This window comes from Rhodocaloribacter litoris, assembly GCF_011682235.2.
In the GTDB taxonomy this organism is placed as follows: Bacteria; Bacteroidota; Rhodothermia; order Rhodothermales; family ISCAR-4553; genus Rhodocaloribacter; species Rhodocaloribacter litoris.
On sequence record NZ_CP076718.1, the window covers coordinates 1,533,978 to 1,552,991 of the forward strand.

At 67.6% G+C, this 19,014-nt stretch carries 10 protein-coding genes; 8 read left to right on the plus strand and 2 right to left on the minus strand.

The window, feature by feature from the left end; translation table 11 throughout:
* Positions 1-735 precede the first annotated feature (735 nt).
* The 5 genes from GQ464_RS06325 (at position 736) to GQ464_RS06345 (ending at position 8,913) form a co-directional block, all read left to right on the plus strand.
* Entirely contained in the window at positions 736-4,215 is a 3,480-nt protein-coding gene (locus GQ464_RS06325) for a TonB-dependent receptor (protein WP_228350670.1), read from the plus strand.
* Between the two features lie 87 nt (positions 4,216-4,302).
* On the plus strand, positions 4,303-4,857 hold the full coding sequence (locus GQ464_RS06330) for a hypothetical protein (RefSeq protein WP_166981377.1): 555 nt from the start codon (positions 4,303-4,305) through the stop codon (positions 4,855-4,857).
* Between the two features lie 67 nt (positions 4,858-4,924).
* On the plus strand, positions 4,925-5,839 hold the full coding sequence (locus GQ464_RS06335; protein ID WP_228350222.1) for a transposase: 915 nt from the start codon (positions 4,925-4,927) through the stop codon (positions 5,837-5,839).
* Between the two features lie 6 nt (positions 5,840-5,845).
* The gene (locus GQ464_RS06340) at positions 5,846-7,693 is read left to right on the plus strand and encodes a hypothetical protein (RefSeq protein ID WP_166981541.1); all 1,848 of its coding nucleotides are present in this window, start codon (positions 5,846-5,848) and stop codon (positions 7,691-7,693) included.
* A gap of 137 nt (positions 7,694-7,830) precedes the next feature.
* Positions 7,831-8,913, plus strand: a complete 1,083-nt coding sequence (locus GQ464_RS06345) for a PorV/PorQ family protein (protein ID WP_166981544.1) — start codon at positions 7,831-7,833, stop codon at positions 8,911-8,913.
* A 145-nt stretch (positions 8,914-9,058) separates the two neighbouring features.
* Here GQ464_RS06345 and GQ464_RS06350 read toward each other — a convergent pair whose 3' ends face one another.
* Positions 9,059-12,784 carry a CRTAC1 family protein gene (locus tag GQ464_RS06350; RefSeq protein ID WP_228350671.1) on the minus strand — a complete coding sequence of 1,242 codons (3,726 nt, stop codon included), beginning with the start codon at positions 12,782-12,784 and terminating at the stop codon, positions 9,059-9,061.
* A 329-nt stretch (positions 12,785-13,113) separates the two neighbouring features.
* Here GQ464_RS06350 and GQ464_RS06355 point away from each other — a divergent pair, with 329 nt between their 5' ends.
* From GQ464_RS06355 to GQ464_RS06365, 3 genes are all read left to right on the plus strand, one after another.
* Positions 13,114-14,865, plus strand: a complete 1,752-nt coding sequence (locus tag GQ464_RS06355) for a CRTAC1 family protein (protein WP_228350672.1) — start codon at positions 13,114-13,116, stop codon at positions 14,863-14,865.
* A gap of 64 nt (positions 14,866-14,929) precedes the next feature.
* A complete protein-coding gene (locus GQ464_RS06360; protein ID WP_228350673.1) occupies positions 14,930-16,699 on the plus strand; it encodes a CRTAC1 family protein in 1,770 nt (589 codons plus the stop codon).
* A 52-nt stretch (positions 16,700-16,751) separates the two neighbouring features.
* Positions 16,752-17,984, plus strand: coding sequence for a tetratricopeptide repeat protein (locus GQ464_RS06365; RefSeq protein ID WP_166980811.1), 1,233 nt, complete (start codon positions 16,752-16,754; stop codon positions 17,982-17,984).
* 48 nt (positions 17,985-18,032) lie between these two features.
* On the opposite strand, the gene GQ464_RS06370 is transcribed toward GQ464_RS06365, so the two are convergent.
* Positions 18,033-18,911, minus strand: coding sequence for a DUF4249 family protein (locus GQ464_RS06370; protein ID WP_166980813.1), 879 nt, complete (start codon positions 18,909-18,911; stop codon positions 18,033-18,035).
* Positions 18,912-19,014: the final 103 nt, after the last annotated feature.

Consider the following 19,014-nt stretch of genomic DNA (forward strand, 5'->3'; position numbering starts at 1 on the left):
ACCGCCCGGCGCAGGGCATGGGGGATCATTTTTTACCCTTGACGCACCCCCATACAAGTCGTTAGCGTACAAAAGCATAAACCCCAAAAAAAGCTCCCGTCGAAGCGCTCGCCTGCCGTTGCGAAGGGCAGGCGCCCCACTCCGGACGGGTGCCGTCCTCACAGTCGCCGGTGTTGTGGTCACGTCCTGCCGGGACGGAACGCCGGCGGAATGTAGGTCGCAGGCACCGCCATCCTTTCGGGCGAGACCAAAGAAAAACAGGGGGTACTTTTTTTTTAAATCATTTTTACTTTATCTTAACCGTAGCGCGTGAGCGTACCCCACGGTTCTGATTTTCCTTGTTGTGCCCAGGCGGCTTGCTGCGGCGTGCAGATGTGCCGCGTTGAACCCCGCCTGTTGATATACACGACCGAGACCAACCAACCCCGACATCGCCACAGGCGGCAGCACGGTATCCCTTGCCGGGGCCGGAGGTCGCCTCGAGGAACCGATTCGGCAAAGAGGATCCGGGAGCACGTCCTTCCTGGAGAAGCGGAAAGGGGCAAAAGCGGCTTTTCCCGGGTGTGTCGCCCGCCGCTATGGCCTGGTTTGTGGGGGTGCAGCGAAAGGACGCCCTTTCCCCTTTGCACCAGAGCGCTTCGGCGGGTGCCGGTTTGCCGGGCCCCGTAGGGAGCGCGGCGAGCCCGCATGTGGCAGCGGGATCCCATCAACCCACCGTTCAACAAGGAGCAGGCTATGAGACTGGCACGGCTACTACACATCCTCGTCTTCTTCGTTGCAGGCTCAGCGGTGACGGCCCAGGCCCAGACGGGCAAGATCACCGGCCGGGTCACCGACGTCAACGGCGCTCCGCTCCCCGGTGTCAACGTGGTCATCGACGGCACAACGCAGGGCAGCACGACGGACGTGGACGGGTACTACACGATCATCAACGTGCGTCCCGGCTCCTACACGTTACGGGCCTCGTTCGTGGGCTTCACCACCGCGCTCGTCGAGGACGTACACGTCAGCGCGGGCCTGACCACGGAGATCAACTTCCAGCTCCGGGAGGAAGCCGTCGGCCTGGAAGAGGTAACCATCACGGCACAGCGGCCCATCGTGCAGCTCGACGTGTCGGCGAACGTGGCGAACCTGACGCCGGAGGAGTTCGTCGACCTGCCGGTGGCCGGGGTGAGCGAGGTGCTGGACCTGCAGGCCGGCATCGAACCCGGGTTGCAGGTCCGCGGGGGCGGGTTGAGCGAGCTCGCCTTCGTGATGGACGGGCTGAACCTGCGAACCGGGCGTGACCAGGACCCCTTCACCAACATCAGTTACACGGCGCTGGAGGAGGTGCAGATCCAGACGGGCGGCTTCAACGCCGAGTACGGCAACGTCCGGGCCGGTGTCGTCAACGTCACGACCAAAGAGCCGCCCCGCAACCGCTACATGTTCGACGGCCTCTTCCGCTTCACACCGCCCCAGGACAAGGCCTTCAACGCCCTGGGACGGCTGCCGGAGAACTGCGACTACAGCGACCCGAACAACATCGACCCGAACTGCGACGCCTACTGGATCCGCCCGCTCTTCGACCCGGCGGTTGCCAGGACGGGAACGGAGAACGGATCGTGGGACATCTACACGCAGCGCCAGTACAACGCCTTCGACGGCTGGGAACAGGCGGCGGCCGGCCTGCAGGCCGCCGGCTTCGACGTGGCCCCGGAAGACATGGCCGAGTACTACCGCTACACCCACCGGAAAGACAACTCGATCGACATTCCGGACTACCAGGCGGACTTCACGCTCGGCGGCCCCCTGATCCCGGGCCTCAGCGAGAAGCTCGGTGACCTGCGTTTCCTGTTCTCTTACCGGGGCACGCAGACGGCCTACAGCATCCCCCAGACCCGCAAGTCCTACGACGCCAACACCTTCCAGGGCAAGCTCATCTCGAACATCCAGTCGAACATGAAGCTGACCCTGCACGCCATGCGGGCCACCGAGCGCGGCATGACCCCGCACGGCGACGCCCCGCGGGTCACGCTCTGGAAAGGCAACCTGCCAAGTTATCCCTGGCAAACCCTGATCAACGGCTTCAACGCCGACGGCGCCCTGGAGGTGCAGCCCGTCACGGCCATCTCGGCCGAGCGGGCCGACGCCGTCTACTCGGACGCCCTGATGAGCCGGGGCAACATCGACCACACCATGTTCGGCGTCACGTTCACCCACACGCTCAACGCCAGCACCTTCTACGAGGTGACACTGCAGAACCTCTCCTCGAAGTACCGGCACCAGTTCGCCAACCTGCGGGACGGGGCGTTCGTGTGCCCGCCCTCCGGGCAGGGACCCGACGGCATCTCGTGCACGCCCGGCGCCGTCGTCGCCCGGCCCTTCGCCACCGGCGGCCTCAACAGCGAAAGCGGGTTCCCGACCGGCCTCGGAGAACCCTTCTGCTTCGGAGGCCGGAGCGACCTCACCGGCGACGGCGAAGCCGTGCCCTACTGCGTCGGTGAGGCCCCGCTGGGCTACTCGGGCCTGGGTGGCAACCTGATCGGCACCAGCGAATCCACCGGCGGCCACTGGAACAAGACACGCGACACGACCGACGTGAGCCTCTTCACCGGCCGCTTCGACCTGACGAGCCAGATCAACCGCGTGCTCCAGATCAAGACGGGGGCCGAACTGATCGTGGGCAACTACGACGTGTTCTCCCAGCGCCTCAGCCAGGAACTCGGTTTCTTCTACGAACACCACGAGTGGAACCGCTCCCCCATCCAGGGAGCCGCCTACGTGCAGGGCAAACTCGAATTCCAGGGCATGATCGCCAACCTGGGCCTGCGCCTGGACTACTTCGACCCCAACACGGAATGGTGGGTGCTGGATAACCCCTACCACGAAGCGCTTCGCGGGCAGGAAGACGTCCTCGACGAACTGCTGCCCAAGGAAAACCCGGGGGCGCAGGCCTTCCTGAGCCCGCGCCTGGGGGTCTCCTTCCCCATCACGGCCAACAGCAAGCTCTACTTCAACTACGGCCACTTCCGGCAGATGCTGGATCCGTTCTCCACTTTCACGGTCACCTCCTCACCTCAGGGCGGCATCGACATCCTCGGCAACCCCGAGCACCCCATGCCCCAGACCGTGGCCTATGAACTGGGCTTCGACCAGAACCTGTTCGACCAGTTCCTGCTGCGCGTCTCCGGCTTCTACCGGGACATCCGCAACCAGCCCCGGGAGGTGACCTTCCACGGCCTGGGCGACTTCGTCAACTACCGGATGCGCCGGCCCTGGAACTACGAGGACGTGCGCGGGGCCGAGTTCACCCTCTCGAAGAACCGGGGCGAGTGGCTGCGCGGCTTCATCAACTACACCTACCTGCAGACCAAGACCGGCAACTTCGGCTTCGCCCAGTTCTTCGAAAACTCGTTCGACCAGCTGCAGTACCTGCAAACCTCCACCGACTACCGCATCGATGCCCCGCTGGCCCAGCCCTTCGCCCGGATGAACCTCATCCTCATGACTCCCGAAGGCTTCGGGCCGGAGCTGGCCGGCGGCCATCCGCTCTCCGACTGGCGCGTCAGCTTCCTGGGCGAATGGCGCTCCGGCGAAAAGTGGACCTGGCACGGCGGCGGCGGGTCGTTCTTCCCCGAACTGCAGAACAACATCGCCTGGAAAAGCTTCCTGAACTTCGACCTGCGGTTCACGAAACACATCGATACCCCATTCGCCGACCTGCAGTTGTTCCTGGACATCGACAACGTCTTCAACCAGAAACACCTCTACTCGCAGGCAGCCTTTGCCGACGTCAACCAGGACTTCGACCGGTACATGTGGTCCCTCCACCTGCCCGGCGACATCTTCGACGGCCTCAACCAGGTCACCTGTGCCCAGGAGGAGGTCAGGGCCAGGGACTGTGCCTTCAAGGACAAGCAGAACCTGCCCTACATCTGGGTACCGGGCAACGACAAGCCGGGCGACTTCCGGAAGGAAGGCGTGCCGTTCCAGCCCATCGAGCCGCGCAACACGTTGCCGGCCCAGCCCGATGCCGGCACCGAACGGGCCTGGTACTGGGCCCGTGACACAGGGACCTACTCGCGCTGGAACGGCAACGCCTGGGAGCCGGTCCCCGAAGACGAGTTGCAACAGGCCCTGGAAGACAAGGCCTACATCGACATGCCCAACTTCCGGTTCAACACGTTCCTGAACCCGCGCCGGTTCACCCTGGGGCTCCGGCTCACGTTCTGACGGCCCGGCCATGCGGGGCAGGGCCTTTCACCTCCCCGCATGGCGTGCCTCCCTCTGTTCCTCGCGCAACCACAACCGACGAACGCGATGAAACGATCGTTTACCATTGTCGCAACGCTGGCCGTGCTCCTGGGCGCAGGTGAAGCCCGGGCGCAGTTCAGGGGCTTCTGGCTGGACATCGGCGAGTTCCACAACATCTACTCCGAAGGCGGCGCCAACCAGGAGTGCTTCGTCGACTGCGGCGCCTCGCCCGGCTACGAATACCCCGCCATCCTGGACGGCTCCGGCCACGGCTGGGCCCGGGCCTTCTGGATCGGCGTCAAGGACTGGACGGACGAACGCGGCGAGCGCTTCCCGCACTACGTCGCCCGCATCGGTCCCCGCGAGCCGGGAATCGAGTTCACCTCCCCCGTCGACACCCGGATCATCTCCCGGTATGAGGATACGGAGGTGTTCGTCGACGGCGCACTCACGTTCCAGAAGCTGGCCGTCGTCGACGAGGTGGACCCCGACCTCCCGGCCGACCGGATGCTCATCAACCAGTTCAACGTGGACGTGGGCGTGACGGTCACGCGCAAGATCTACGCCTACGTCAACCAGTTCCACGACGATTATCACCTGATCATGCGAATTAAGAGTTGACACCATGGTGTCCTGAGCGTTTAGAAGGAGATGACCCCTCACCTCCAACCAAACGCCCGAGGACCCCATGGACTGGCAATATACGCTCATTCATCTGTTCCTCCACGTCTGTGAGCAGTATCAGCGCCGCCTCTGCGTCGTTGCCCAGCGCCTGAGCAACAACCACTCGCCGGCCTTCTCCGATGAAGAAGTCCTCACCGTCTACCTCTTCGGCCTCATGCAGCAGCGCCGCACGCTGACCGACATCTACGCCTACACCCGCGACCACCTGATGGCCTTCTTCCCCAAACTGCCCTCCTACGTCGCCTTCGTGCAGCGCCTCAACCGGCTGGCCGATGCCTTCCCCCTGCTGGTCGAAGCAGCCCTGGAGGCATGTCCGCGCCAGTCCTCTGGTGAGCGACCTGCAGAGCGCTCTGGTGAACCAACCGATTACATCATCGACTCTTTTCCGGTCGTGATGGCCCAGCAGAAGCGCTCGGCCTGGGCCAGGGTCGCTCCGCACATCGCCGGCAAAGGCTTCTGCGCCTCGAAGAACCTGTATTTCTACGGCGTCAAGGTACATGTCGTCGCACGGCGGCGTCCCGGCACGATGCCGCTGCCGCTCTACATCGGACTGGCTCCCGGCCCGGCCAATGACCTGACCGTGGCCCGACAGATCCTACCGCGCCTGCACGAGGGGCGTCTCTTTGCCGATAAGATCTACGCCGACCGTGAGCTAGGCGAGCGCCTGGCAGCCGAGCAGAACCTGCACCTGTGCACGCCGGTGAAGAAGCGCAAGGGGCAGACCGATGTGCTGCTGACCGAGAAGGTGTACTCGCGGCGGGTCAGTCAGCGCCGGCAGCCGATCGAGTCGCTGTTCAATTGGATCGAGCAGAAGACGGGCATCGAGGTGGCCTCGAAGGTGCGTTCGTTCGAGGGCCTCTTGGTGCACGTCTTCGGGCGGCTAGCCGCGGCGATGTGGATCCTCGCGTTCTACCCTTAATTCGCATTGATCGAGTACGAATACTGCAACACAGGCAACACCGACGCCGATGAGGAGATCGAGTTGCCGAACCAGACCCTGAACGACGTCTACTTCTTCAGCATGCGCCGCTGGCGCAGCGCCGGGCAGGCCGCCTGGCAGGGCAGCAACGGCCAGGCCTGGGGCAAGTTCAACATGATCGACGTCGTCGGCGACGGCCACATGGACTACCCGGTCGACTTCACAGCCTTCTACGTCTGGCAGGGCTACGACCCGAGCGTCACCCAGTACAATAATCTGGGAAGCCCGCTCTGGATCGACCAGTCGCAGGACTGGGGCGTGGCGCCGGGGGACTCGGTGGGCCGCCTCTCCGGGGCCACGTTCATCGGCCGGGCCACCCTGCACGTCGACAGCAGCCCCACCGACGAGACGTACGTCCGGTGCACACCGGAGACGGTGGCCACGTGCCAGCCGGCCGTCATCGGATGGATGGACCAGGACGAACCCCTGGCCGGTACCGGCGAGAGCCACCAGAACTACTACGAGCTGGGCATCCTGACCCGCGAAAACCCGAACCGGCTGCCGTATGCCCGGATGTTCCCCCACTACGCGGACCGTGTCGAGCCCAGCGGCAAGTTCTGGGAGCCGACGAAGGACGCCAGCACCGGCCACGGCCCTGCCGCCCAGGGTGGGTTTGCCCCCTTCGAGGCGATCGGGCCGTATGACCTGGCCTTCGGCGAGTGTATCTATCACGCAGTGGTCGAAGGCGTCTCCGGCCTCAGCTACGACGCCAGCGTTCAGGTCGGACGTGCCTACAAGCGCTCCGGCGGAGACGACGCGCGGCCGATCAACTACGATGCCAACGGCGACGGCCAGATCGACGAGAAACCCTTCGACTACAACCTCATCGGCCTTCCGGCCTATCAGGGCAACGGGTGCACCGCCTGCCCGGAACGAGGCAGCGAACGCCTGACCAAGAACCAATGGGTCATGACGGCCCGGGACTCGCTGTTCCAGACCTTCTTCCGGGCCCGGGATCTCTACGCAGCCAGCAACCGCATGAGCCGCTACCCGATCCCCGAGGCTCCGCTTGCCCCCATCCGCTTCAACGTCAACGGCCTGCCGGACGCCATCGAACTGACGTGGGAACCCCATCCCGCCGGCGGCCCTCCCATCGACCACTGGGAGATCTATCGCTCCAGCGGCTTCCATGACAACCTGCTGGACCCCGACGGCAACGGCATCTACCAGCTCCAGGACAGCCCCTGGGCCTCGACCCCGGACAAGAAGGTCCTGGTCACCGGGTACCAGTGCATCGCCGGCTGCCCGGGGACCCCGGAACTGCCGGCAAGTGCAACCTCATTCGAGGACCGCACGGCCAACCGGGGTACCAACTACTTCTACTACATCATCGCCGTCGGGCAACCGCAACCGGACGACCCGCGCGCCATCACCGGCACCCCGGGCGGCGTCCCGCTGACGAGCAGCCGGTACCTGACGCAGACGTACCTGCCCGTCAACCTCAAACGCCCGCCCTACGGGGTCGGTCCGGGCGCCACGGGGACGGTGGCCGATGCACGCGTGGTGCCCAACCCGGTGAACCTGGGCTCCGACACCGGCGTCCGCTTCGCCGAAGAAGATCGCGTGGCCTTCTTCAACCTGCCGCCCGAGTGCACGATCAAGATCTTCACCGAAGTCGGTGAACTCGTCCACACCATCGAGCACACAGACGGCAGCGGCGACGAGTTCTGGAACCTGACCACGGCGGCGCGCCAGCTCCTCGTCAGCGGCATCTACATCGCCGTCATCGAGGACCACAACCCGCCACCGGGCGGGCCGGCCCGCGCCTTCCTGAAGTTCACCGTGATTCGCTAAACGGGACGGGCCCCGCCCTTGCACGGGGCGGGGCCCGCATCCCCCTTCGATCGTTCTTCGCTCAAAGCGGGATGACCTGCCCAGCCCCCTCCCCGACACCGGCAGCCGCAGGCATCCCCCAATCCATCGGCGACATCATGAAACGTTGCTTCCACGCCCCCACGCTGACCTTCGTCTTTGCCCTGCTGCTGGTCGCCCCGGCCTTTGCGCAGCGCATCGTGACGCCGGACACGGAGGTCGAGACCAAGAAGCGCGCCCAGACCGGCATGAAGTTCCTGACCGTCTCGGTCGATGCCCGGGCCACCGCCCTCGGCGGGGCGGTCATGTCGGACATGGCAGGCTCCTCGACCTCGCTCTTCTACAACCCGGCCAGCATGGCCGGCATGCCGGGGTCGTTCCACGCCAGCGCCGGCATGCTCTCCTTTATCACCGACATCAACTATAACATCCTGAGCCTGGCCTATCGCCCCGGCGGCGGCAACTACGGCGTCTTCGGCCTCTCGGTCGTCAACGTCGACTACGGCGACTTCATCGGCACGATCCGCGCCAACAACGAGGCGGGCTTCGTCGAAACGGGCAACTACAGCCCGACCGCCCTGGCCGTCGGCCTCGGCTATGCCCGCGCCTTCAGCGACCGCTTCGCCGCCGGCATCCATATCAAATACGCCTACCAGAACATCGGCGACGACTTCGTCACGGCCCAGGACTTCGACTCCCAGACCGGCTCCTCCTTCAACCCGGGCCTGGTCACCGCCACGGAAAGCTACGCCAAAGGCACCCTGGCCTTCGACTTCGGCGTGGTCTACATGACCGGCTTCCGCAGCCTCGTCATCGCCATGACGGTGCGCAACTTCGCCCAGGAGCAGACCTACGTGCGCGAGCGCTTCGAGCTGCCCCTGACGTTCCAGATCGGCACCTCCATCAACCTGCTGGACTTCACGGCCGCCAACCCGGACGTGCATCGCCTCCGCCTCCACGTGGACGCCCAGCGGCCACGTGACTTCGACGAGCACATCAAGTTCGGGCTGGAATACACCTTCATGGACATCTTCTCGCTCCGCGGCGGCTTCGAACAGACCATCAGCGAGGAGGAAGGCATCAGCCTGGGCGCCGGCGTCCACCACGCAATCTCGAACATCCGCTTCGGCGCCGACTATGCCTACACCGACTGGGGCCTCTTCGGCGACGTGCATCGCGTCGGCGTGCAGATCGGATTCTGATGTTCTGATCTCGCTCCCGACCTCCCGAACACCCCTTCCCCCGCCGCCTCGGCCAACCGCGCAGAGGCGGCGGTTTTTTCTGCGTGCAGTCGAACCCTGCGAAACATGCACGACCTTCTCGCAGAAACGGCATCCAGGCCTTCCCTTACGGACGAGGCGGCTGATCGGCCGGGCCCACCCGGACCTCCGTCGCCCCGGGCGGCACCGCGTGTTCGGTCCGGCGGCCGTCCGGCCAGCGCACCCGGACGGCGACGACGACGGCTTCAGCAGGAGCCCCCATCACCTGCACCGGCGAGGATTGCGACCAGTAGCCGGCCCCCGCCGTCACCACACGGGCCGGACCGAGGGTTCCATCCGCGTACGCGAGGCGCACGACGGCACCGAGGCCGGCGGCGTTTCCGGGCGGGCCTTCCAGTCGCACCCGCAGGCCGGCGGTCGCCCCTGTGTTGCGATAGAGCTTCGTCTCGGCCCCGTTCTGGGTGACCACCAGGTCCGTACGCCCGTCGCCGTCGAAGTCGGCGGCAGCGGCGGCGCGCCCTTCGCCGTAGATGCGCAGCCCCGACACGTGCCCCGGTACGGCTTCGAAGCCTCCGGTGCCGTCGCCCCGGAGCCACAGTCCCCGCCCGGCATCCTGCCGGGGCACCTCGAACGGCAGGGCGAAAAAGTTCTGGCTGAGAAAGACGTCCTCGCGACCGTCGGCGTCGAAGTCGCCCACGACGACCGCGAAGGCGGGGGCCACCTGGGCTTCCACCGGGAGGGGCACGGCCTCGAAGCGCACCTGGCCGTCGCCGGTCGCCCGGTTCAGGAAGAGCATGTGGGCGAGGGTCGTCGCCTCCAGGTAGGCGGCCCGGTCCAGCCGGGGGCCGACGAGCTCGCGCAGCGTGGCGGCGGCGAACTGCTCGAAGGAAGCCACCCGGCTGCCGACGTAGGGCAGGGCCTGCATGAGCACGTTCAGCCCGCGGTCCGGCACGTAGTCGTTCATCGACGGCTCGTAATGGGCCTCCAGCACGTCCGGGATGCCGTTGGCATCGAAGTCACCGTAGTAGAGGCGCAGGGGCGGGTTGCCGGGGCCGTGGCGGCCGTGCAGCCCGTTCCAGCCCCAGTTGGTGGCGACGAGGTCGAGCCGGCCGTCGCCGTCGAAGTCGCCCGGCGCCACGGCGTTCCACCAGCCGGTGAACCGGCTCAGGCCGGCCGCTTCGGTCCGGTCGGCGAAGCGGCCGTCTCCCTCGTTCCGGAAGTAGCGGAGCGCCCCCCATTCGGTGGCGAGCACGAGGTCGAGCCGGCCGTCGCCGTCGAGGTCGGCGGCGGTGGCGCCGGACACGAGCCCCACCGCGTCGAAGGGGGCACTCCGGCCGGAGTCATGCCGGAAGCGTCCTTCGTCGTTTCGGAAAAGACGGGACGAGGCGGGTTCCGGATACCGCCCCGGGACGAGGCGTCCACCGGCGAAGAGGTCCAGGTCGCCGTCGCCGTCGAAGTCGCCCGGTACCAGGGGGCCGATGGCGTCCCGGCCGAAGGGGAGGCGGTCGTGCGGCACCAGGCGCCCGGCCGCGTCCGCGGCATAGACGTCGATGCGGGAGACCCCGGCGAGACCGCTCTCGTAGTTCGAGACGCCGGCCAGCACGAGCGCCCCGCCTTCGGGACGGGGTATCGCCACGAGGCCGGTCAGGTCGTCCGGGGCTTCCTCCCCGGCGGGGGAGCGTCGCAGGCGGCCGTGGCCGTCGTTGAGGAAAACGGCGAGGCGGCCGCCGCGCCCGGCACCGATGAGCAGGTCGTCGTCGCCGTCGCCGTCGAGGTCGGCCCAGGCCACGCCGGGCCCCAGCCGGCTCAGGCGACGCGGCAGGAGGGGCTGGCGGTCGTAGTCGCGGTAGGGGGCTTCGGGGTGGGTGTGCCCGAGCCGGTCGCTCACGTCGGCAAAGACCGGGGCGGCAGCCGTGTCCGCCGCCGGCGCCGCCGGGGCGGGCGTCGACGGTTCGTAGATCTCGTAGAGGCGGTTGCCGGCGACCCCTTCGATGCGGGTGCGGCGGCCGCTGCGCCAGCGCACCTCGATCGTCATGTTCGCAGCCACCCCGCCCCGGCCGTCTCCGGCAGCGAAGCTGAGAAGCGCCTCGCTGCCCGAGAGGTATTGCCCGCCGGCCGTCACTTCCTGCTCCTGGACCGGCACCGGCCCGCCATAGACCCGGACCCTTGCGCCGATGCCCTGCGTGTTGCCCGCCCGGCCGTGCAGGCGCACGGCCAGGCGTGGCGCCGTGGCCTCGTTGCGGAAGACCCCCGCCGCCTCATGAAGGCGGTTGACGACCACGTCCAGGTCGCCGTCGCCGTCGAAGTCGCCCAGCGCCATGCCGTGCGAGACGTCGGGGCGAGAACCGAGGCCCCAGCCGTCCGGCACCTCCTCGAAGGTCAGGTCTCCCCGGTTGCGGAACGCGATGTTCTTCAGGTAGAGGCCGGGAAAATCGAGCAGCAGCCGGCGGAACCCCTGCGGGTCGGTGAGGGCGGCGGTGCGCTGCATCTCGCGGCGCTGCGCGTCGGCGTGCTGCACATCGAACGTGTGGCCGGTGGTCAGGAGCAGATCCTCATACCCGTCGAGGTCCACGTCCAGGAACGTGCTGGACCAGGTCCATTCGGAGGCCGCCACCCCGCTCATCCGGGCGACTTCGGCGTAGGTGCCGTCGCCCCGGTTCCATTGCAGCGTGTTCTGCACCACCTGGGGGCGGTCGTCGATCTCGCCGATGCCGGTGGTCATGGGGATCGTGAGCCCCACCTGGGTCTGGCGACGGCGATAGTCGCGGCTGAGCATGTCCGCCAGGAAGAAGTCCAGGTGGCCGTCCCGGTCGACGTCGGAGAATGCGACGGACATCGTCGAGAGGCTCGTTTTGCGGAGCGCCAGGCGGGGCACGAGCCGGAAGCCGCCCCGGCCGTCGCCGAGCCAGAAGCGGTCCGGGCTTTCGAAGTCGTTGCACACGTAGAGGTCGGGTACGAGGTCGCCGTTGACGTCCTGAAAGCGGGCCGCCAGCCCCCAGTCGAGGGGCGGCTCGGGCAGGGGACGGCCGTCCTCATCCCGGAAGGCGCCGTCCGTCCAGGGAACGGCCCGGAAGCGTCCCCCGCCGGTGTTTTCGTAGAAGACGTCGGCCTCGCCCTTCTCGATGCGCAGCAGGCCTTCTTCGCGCACGATCAGCGCATAGTGTTCCTCGAAACCCGGCGCGATTTTATAGGTGCCCTCTTCCCGGATCACGGTTCGTTCGAGGGAGCGGACGTGCGGCGGGAAGATGTCTCCGGCGGAGCGGGTCTTGTAGGCGGCGACGTAAAGGTCGAGGTCCCCGTCGCCGTCGACGTCGGCAAGAGCCATCGAGGTGCTGCCCGAGGGGGTCGCCCGCAGCCCCGCCGTTTCCGAGGCATCGGTGAAACGGCCCGTGCCATCGTTCAGGAAGAGGGCATGGGGCCCCCCCATGGCCGTCAGCAGCAGGTCGAGGTCCCCGTCGCCGTCGACGTCGGCGAAGACGGCACCGGTGGAAAAGCGGTCGGGCGCCGCCACGCCGGCTGCCTCCGTGACGTCCTCGAAGCGCCAGCCCCCCCGGTTGCGGTAGAGCGCGTTGGGCCCGCGCAGCCGCGCCAGGTAGAGGTCCGGCAGGCCGTCGCCGTCCACATCACCGACGGCCACCCCGGCCCCGTTGAGGTAGTGACGGTTCTGGAGAAAGTCCGCTTCGGGCAGCGTGTTGACGAAGGCGATGCCCGTCTTCGAGGCCGGCAGTTCCTCGAAGCCCGCACCGCTCCCCGAAGGAGGCGGCAGTTCGATCCAACGGTAACCGTCCTCCTCGTGCCAGACGCGCGGCGCATCGACCGGGGTACCACAGGCGGCCCCGAGCCACACCAGCACCGCCACGGCACACCCCCGCCCGGCGGACCAAAGCCCCGACCGGTAACGAACCCGTGCGAAGAAGCCGGCGCGTTCAGGCACTTCGAAACGAAACGAGAGGGGAAAACAGCGACAGGGCTGCAAATTACGCGAGATCGGGGGAAAGGTTTGCGGAAACCCCGGCCCGATTCCCTATATTGATAAAAGCTATGGAGGAAAAGATACGAGGCGGTTTGCCGCACCGTATGCAGGCACCGGAAACCCGGCCACGTCCCCGGCACACGGATCCGGGACGGCGCCCGCAACGCGCAATCCGCAACCGGCCCGCACGGGCAACGCAGAGGGTTCTCATGCGAACGACGTGCAGCACATACGCCCCGGCGTATACGCGCCGGGCCGGGATCGCGGTGCTGGTCCTGCTGGGGCTGGCGCTCAGCCGGCTCGCCTGCTCCGCCGCCTCCTCCGGCGAAGTGCCCCCGGCCGGCGTGCCGGTACCCTTCACCGACGTCACCGAGACGGCCGGCCTCGCCGGCTTCCGCCACGAAAACGGCGCCGTCGGCAACAAGTGGTACCCGGAGATGATGGGCTCCGGCGGCGGCTTCCTCGACTACGACGGGGATGACTGGCCCGACATCCTCCTGCTCGGCGGCGGCACCTGGGACAACCGCCCCGTGAAAGCCATCTGGCTCTTCCGCAACAACGGCGACGGCACCTTCACCGACGTCACCGAGGCGGCCGGCCTCGCCGGCATCCGCGCCTACACCCTCGGCCTGGCCGTGGCCGACTACGACAACGACGGCGACCAGGACTTCCTCGTCACCAATCTCGACGAGAACATGCTCTTCCGCAACAACGGTGACGGCACCTTCACCGAGGTCGGCCGCGAAGCAGGCATCGCCAACAACGCCGACTGGAGCAGCTCCGCCCTCTTCTTCGACGCCGACCGGGACGGCCACCTCGACCTCTACGTCGGCGGCTACGTCCCCTGGACCCCGGAAACCGACAAGTTTTGCCCCGAGGGCGGCGCGGTCAAGCTCTATTGCGTCCCCGCCGACTACGACGGCGTTCCCAGCCGTTTCTACCGCAACAACGGCGACGGCACCTTCACCGAACGCACCGCCGAGGCCGGCTTCCTGCCCGCCCCCGGCAAGTCGCTCGGCGTGGTGGAGCTCGACTACAACGACGACGGCTGGCCCGACCTCGCCGTCGCCAACGACGGCGAAGGCGACCTGCTCTACGAAAACAACGGCGACGGCACCTTCACCGAGAAGGGGGTCGTCAGTGGCTTCGCCTTCAGCGAGCATGGTGAAGCCCGGGCGGGCATGGGCATCGACGCGGGCGTCGTCGACCCCTCCGGACATCCCACCCTCTTCGTCGGCAACTTCTCCGAAGAAATGGTCGGCGTCTACCGCTACACCGGCGACGGCTTCTTCCTCAACCGCGACGCCGCCTCCCGCATCGGATACCCCTCCCTGCTCACCCTCACCTTCGGCCTCTTCCTCGCCGACCTCGACCTCGACGCCGACCTCGACCTCCTCCTCGCCAACGGCCATGTCTACCCGGACCGGCTTGCCGGCCAGGACAAGATCACGTTCCGCCAGCGGCCGCAGGTGTTTTTGAACCGCGGGGACGGGGTCTTCGACGAGTTCGTGGCCGAGGCGGGCCCGCTGACCCGTCCCCTGGTGGCCCGCGGGGCCGCCTACGCCGACATCGACCGCGACGGCGACCTGGACGTGCTCCTGACCGAGAACGACGGGCCGGCCCACCTCTGGCGCAACGACCTGCCCGGCGGGCACGTCCTGCGCGTGCACGTCGAGGGGCGGCAGAGCAACCGTTCCGGGCTGGGCACGCGCCTGCGTGTGCGYGCGGGCGGGCAGTGGCAGGAGCGGCGCCTGCAGGGRGGTTCGAGCTACCTGTCGCAGTCGGAGCGSGTGGCCACGTTCGGGCTGGCGGGGGCGGTGGAGGCGCTGTGGGTGCGCTGGCCGAGCGGGCTGGAGGAGGAGGTTTCGGGGGTGGAGGGCTACGACGTGGAGGTGTGGCTGGTGGAGGGGGAGGGGGTGGTGCGGCGGCGCGTGATCGGGCGGGCGGGCAGCCTGCCGTGATCCGGGACGACGCCCGCAACGTGCAATCCGCAACCGGCCCGCACGGGCAACGCAGAGGGTTCTCATGCGAACGACGTGCAGCACATACGCCCCGGCGTATACGCGCCGGGCCGGGATCACGGTGCTGGTCCTGCTGGGGCTGGCGCTCAGCCGGCTCGCCTGCTCCGCCGCCTCCTCCGGCGAAGTGCCCCCGGCCGGCGTGCCGGTACCCTTCACCGACGTCACCGAGACGGCCGGCCTCGCCGGCTTCCGCCACGAAAACGGCGGTTTCGGCCACGTCTGGATGCCCGAGACGGTCGGTGCCGGCGGCGGCTTCCTCGACTACGACGGGGATGACTGGCCCGACATCCTCCTCGTGGCCGGCGGTGCCTTTCGCGGTCACGGCCCTGCCGGAACTCCCTCGCTCCGCCTCTTCCGCAACAACGGCGACGGCACCTTCACCGACGTCACCGAGGCGGCCGGCCTCACCGGCGTCGCAACCTACGCCTTCGGCCTGGCCGTGGCCGACTACGACAACGACGGCGACCAGGACTTCTTCCTGACGACCCTCTACGAGAACATGCTCTTCCGCAACAACGGCGACGGCACCTTCACCGAGGTCGGCCGCGAAGCAGGCATCGCCAACAACGCCGACTGGAGCAGCTCCGCCCTCTTCTTCGACGCCGACCGGGACGGCCACCTCGACCTGTTCGTGGCCAACTACGTCGACTGGTCCCCCGAAAAGGATCTGGTGTGCCTGCACAACGGCGAAAAAGCGTACTGCACCCCCCAGGAATACACGGGCGTTCCCAGCCGTTTCTACCGCAACAACGGCGACGGCACCTTCACCGAACGCACCGCAGAGGCCGGCTTCCTTGGCGGCATCGAACCGGCACGGGACAAAGCCCTCGGCGTGGTGGAGCTCGACTACAACGACGACGGCTGGCCCGACCTCGCCGTCGCCAACGACACCGAACGCGACCTGCTCTACGAAAACAACGGCGACGGCACCTTCACTGAAGTAGGGGTACCCCGCGGCATCGCCTTCGACGACAACGGCAAGGCCCGGGCGGGCATGGGCATCGACGCGGGCGTCGTCGACCCCTCCGGACATCCCACCCTCTTCGTCGGCAACTTCTCCGAAGAAATGGTCGGCGTCTACCGCTACACCGGCGACGGCTTCTTCCTCAACCGCGACGCCGCCTCCCGCATCGGATACCCCTCCCTGCTCACCCTCACCTTCGGCCTCTTCCTCGCCGACCTCGACCTCGACGCCGACCTCGACCTCCTCCTCGCCAACGGGCACGTCCAGACCCACATCGCCGAGGTGATCGAAGGCGTGACCTTCCGCCAGCGGCCGCAGGTGTTTTTGAACCGCGGGGACGGGGTCTTCGACGAGTTCGTGGCCGAGGCGGGCCCGCTGACCCGTCCCCTGGTGGCCCGCGGGGCCGCCTACGCCGACATCGACCGCGACGGCGACCTGGACGTGCTCCTGACCGAGAACGACGGGCCGGCCCACCTCTGGCGCAACGACCTGCCCGGCGGGCACGTCCTGCGCGTGCACGTCGAGGGGCGGCAGAGCAACCGTTCCGGGCTGGGCACGCGCCTGCGTGTGCGYGCGGGCGGGCAGTGGCAGGAGCGGCGCCTGCAGGGGGGTTCGAGCTACCTGTCGCAGTCGGAGCGGGTGGCCACGTTCGGGCTGGCGGGGGCGGTGGAGGCGCTGTGGGTGCGCTGGCCGAGCGGGCTGGAGGAGGAGGTTTCGGGGGTGGAGGGCTACGACGTGGAGGTGTGGCTGGTGGAGGGGGAGGGGGTGGTGCGGCGGCGCGTGATCGGGCGGGCGGGCAGCCTGCCGTGATCCGGGACGACGCCCGCAACGTGCAATCCGCAACCCCAAATCTTTTAACCCGATGAAAGCATTCACGATCATCTTTGCAGTCCTGCTGTTCCTTGCCGGTTGTCGCTCCGGGCCGGACTCGGAAGCCCTCACCATCACCGAGCGGAAACGGATGACGGTGGATCCCCGGGTTGGGGCCTTCCTGATCGAGGGACAGCGGGCCTACGAGCGCGGGGCCTATGCCCTGGCCCTGGCCCTGACCGACAGCGCCGAGCATTACGCACCCGACCTGGCCGACCTCCATTTCCTGCGCGGGCTGGTCTACTCGCAGTTGAACCAGCTCGAGCTGGCCCAGGCCGCCTATCAGGAGGTGCTGCGCCTGGACCCGGCCTACCGGGGGGCGCGCTACAACATCGGGCTGAACGCCTTCCGGGCCGGCAAGCTGCGCGACGCCATCGACTGGTTCAAGGAAGAGCGGAAACTCGAGCCCACCTCCGGCCTGATGCTGGAACTGGGGCGCGCCTATGCCCGGCTGGGCGAGCCGGACAGCGCCCGCATGGCCTACGAAGCCGCCCTCGCCCTCGACAGTACCAACGCCACCGCCCACATGTGGCTCGGCCAGCTCTATGAGGAGATGGGCGAGCTCGACCAGGCCCTGACCGCCTCGCGCCACGGTTTACGCCTCAAGCCGGACAACCTCAACTACCGGTACATCGTCGGCTCGCTGCTGCACCGGATGGGCCGGAACGAGGAGGCCCGGGCCTACCTCCAGCCCGTGGCCGAATCGCTGCGGTGGCACCAGGGCGCACAGTTCAACTACGCCCAGGTGCTCATGCGGCTCGGCCGGGCCGACGAAGCCCGGCGCTACTTCGCCCGCGCCGACAGCGCCCAGCAACTCCAGCAACAGATCAACGAGGCGCAGGACGCCATCAACCGTGAACCGGAGGTGCTGGCCAACTGGGTCCGGCTGGGTGAGTTGCTGCGCCGGGCCGAGCAGTACGGCCGGGCCGTGGAAGCCTACAAAGTGGCCGTATCCCTGCAGCCGGAGAACCTCTACCTCCAGAGCAACCTGGCGCTGCTGATGGCCGAGAACGGCGACACGGCCGGCGCCATCCGGCGCTACCGGGCCATCCTCGGCATCGATTCCACGCTCGCCGACGTCTGGTTCAACCTCGGGGTCGTCTATGCCAACGCCGGACGCCCGGCAGAGGCCCGGCAAGCCTGGGAGCAAACGCTAAAGTACAAGCCGAACCACCCCGTCGTGCGGGCCTACCTCCGCCAACTCGCCGAAAAAGAACGGGGGTGACGTCGCCCCCGGGCCCGGGAAGAAACGGGCCCGCGAACGGGCGGCGGCTCATTCGCCGACTCGCCGGAATCCCGCGTGCCGGAGCAGTTCGTCCGGAGGACGCCATTTGATCGTCTCCACGTAGCCGGCCCCGACAAAGCCGAACCCGTTCTCCACGTTGTCGAACACCCCCGGTTCCACCAGGAAGTCGGGATCGAAGCGCCCGCCGGGTGCCGGCGACACCCAGTTCTCATCGCCGACGTGGATGTGGGCCTCCACCTCGAGCAGCTCGATGATGTCGACGGGCCGGTCCTGCAAATCCAGCAGGCCCAGGATGAAGAAGAAGCTGTTTGAAAAGTCGACCTCCAGCGTCCAGCCGCTATCCCGGCGGACGGCCTGGCCGTCATGTGAGAGCACGACCTCGCTCTGTACGGCCTGGCTGCCACCGCTGTGGGCGCTGATGACGAAGTACGTCAGATCGACGCGGGGCAGGCTGGGCGCCGCGCCCTGCACGGCCAGGGTCTGCCGGGCCTGCCGGACCTGCTGCGCATCCGGTTCCAGCACCTCCAGCGTCACCAGCGGCGGCACCTTCACCTGGGCGCTACTCCGCGCACCGTCCGAACGCGCCACCTCCAGACGATAGGTATGCCCCGGTACGGCCCGGAAGGCGGACCAGAACACGTGCCGGTAGTCGCCGTCGGCGAGGCGGATGAGCGAGTCCTGCCAGACGCGCTGCTCCCCCAGCGTCAGGTCGGTCGACGTCACGACGGCGTCGATGGGTTCGGGGCGGACCAGCATCAGGTTCTCCTCGATCTCGAACACGCGGACGGCCTGCGTGTCCGCCTTCGGGTTGAAGATACCCCAGAGCGTGTAGGGCAGGTCGATGCCCAGGTTGGGCTGCACGGCTTCCTCGCAGCCCGTCGTCCACGCCAGCATCATCACCACCATCAAGGCCCGTATCGGGCCGGAAGGGATGGTCGTAGCCCGTTGTCCCGGCCGGGGTCGCCCGGACCGGGAAGCACACGGGGGATGTGCGTTCGAGGCAGGGTAG

Excerpts from the sequence above, each read along its gene's own strand:
- GQ464_RS06335 (WP_228350222.1), top strand. The coding sequence starts at position 4,925 with ATGGACTGGCAATATACGCTCATTCATCTGTTCCTCCACGTCTGTGAG.
- GQ464_RS06330 (WP_166981377.1), top strand. The coding sequence starts at position 4,303 with ATGAAACGATCGTTTACCATTGTCGCAACGCTGGCCGTGCTCCTGGGC.
- GQ464_RS06370 (WP_166980813.1), bottom strand. The coding sequence starts at position 18,911 with ATGGTGGTGATGATGCTGGCGTGGACGACGGGCTGCGAGGAAGCCGTG.
- GQ464_RS06325 (WP_228350670.1), top strand. The coding sequence starts at position 736 with ATGAGACTGGCACGGCTACTACACATCCTCGTCTTCTTCGTTGCAGGC.
- GQ464_RS06365 (WP_166980811.1), top strand. The coding sequence starts at position 16,752 with ATGAAAGCATTCACGATCATCTTTGCAGTCCTGCTGTTCCTTGCCGGT.
- GQ464_RS06345 (WP_166981544.1), top strand. The coding sequence starts at position 7,831 with ATGAAACGTTGCTTCCACGCCCCCACGCTGACCTTCGTCTTTGCCCTG.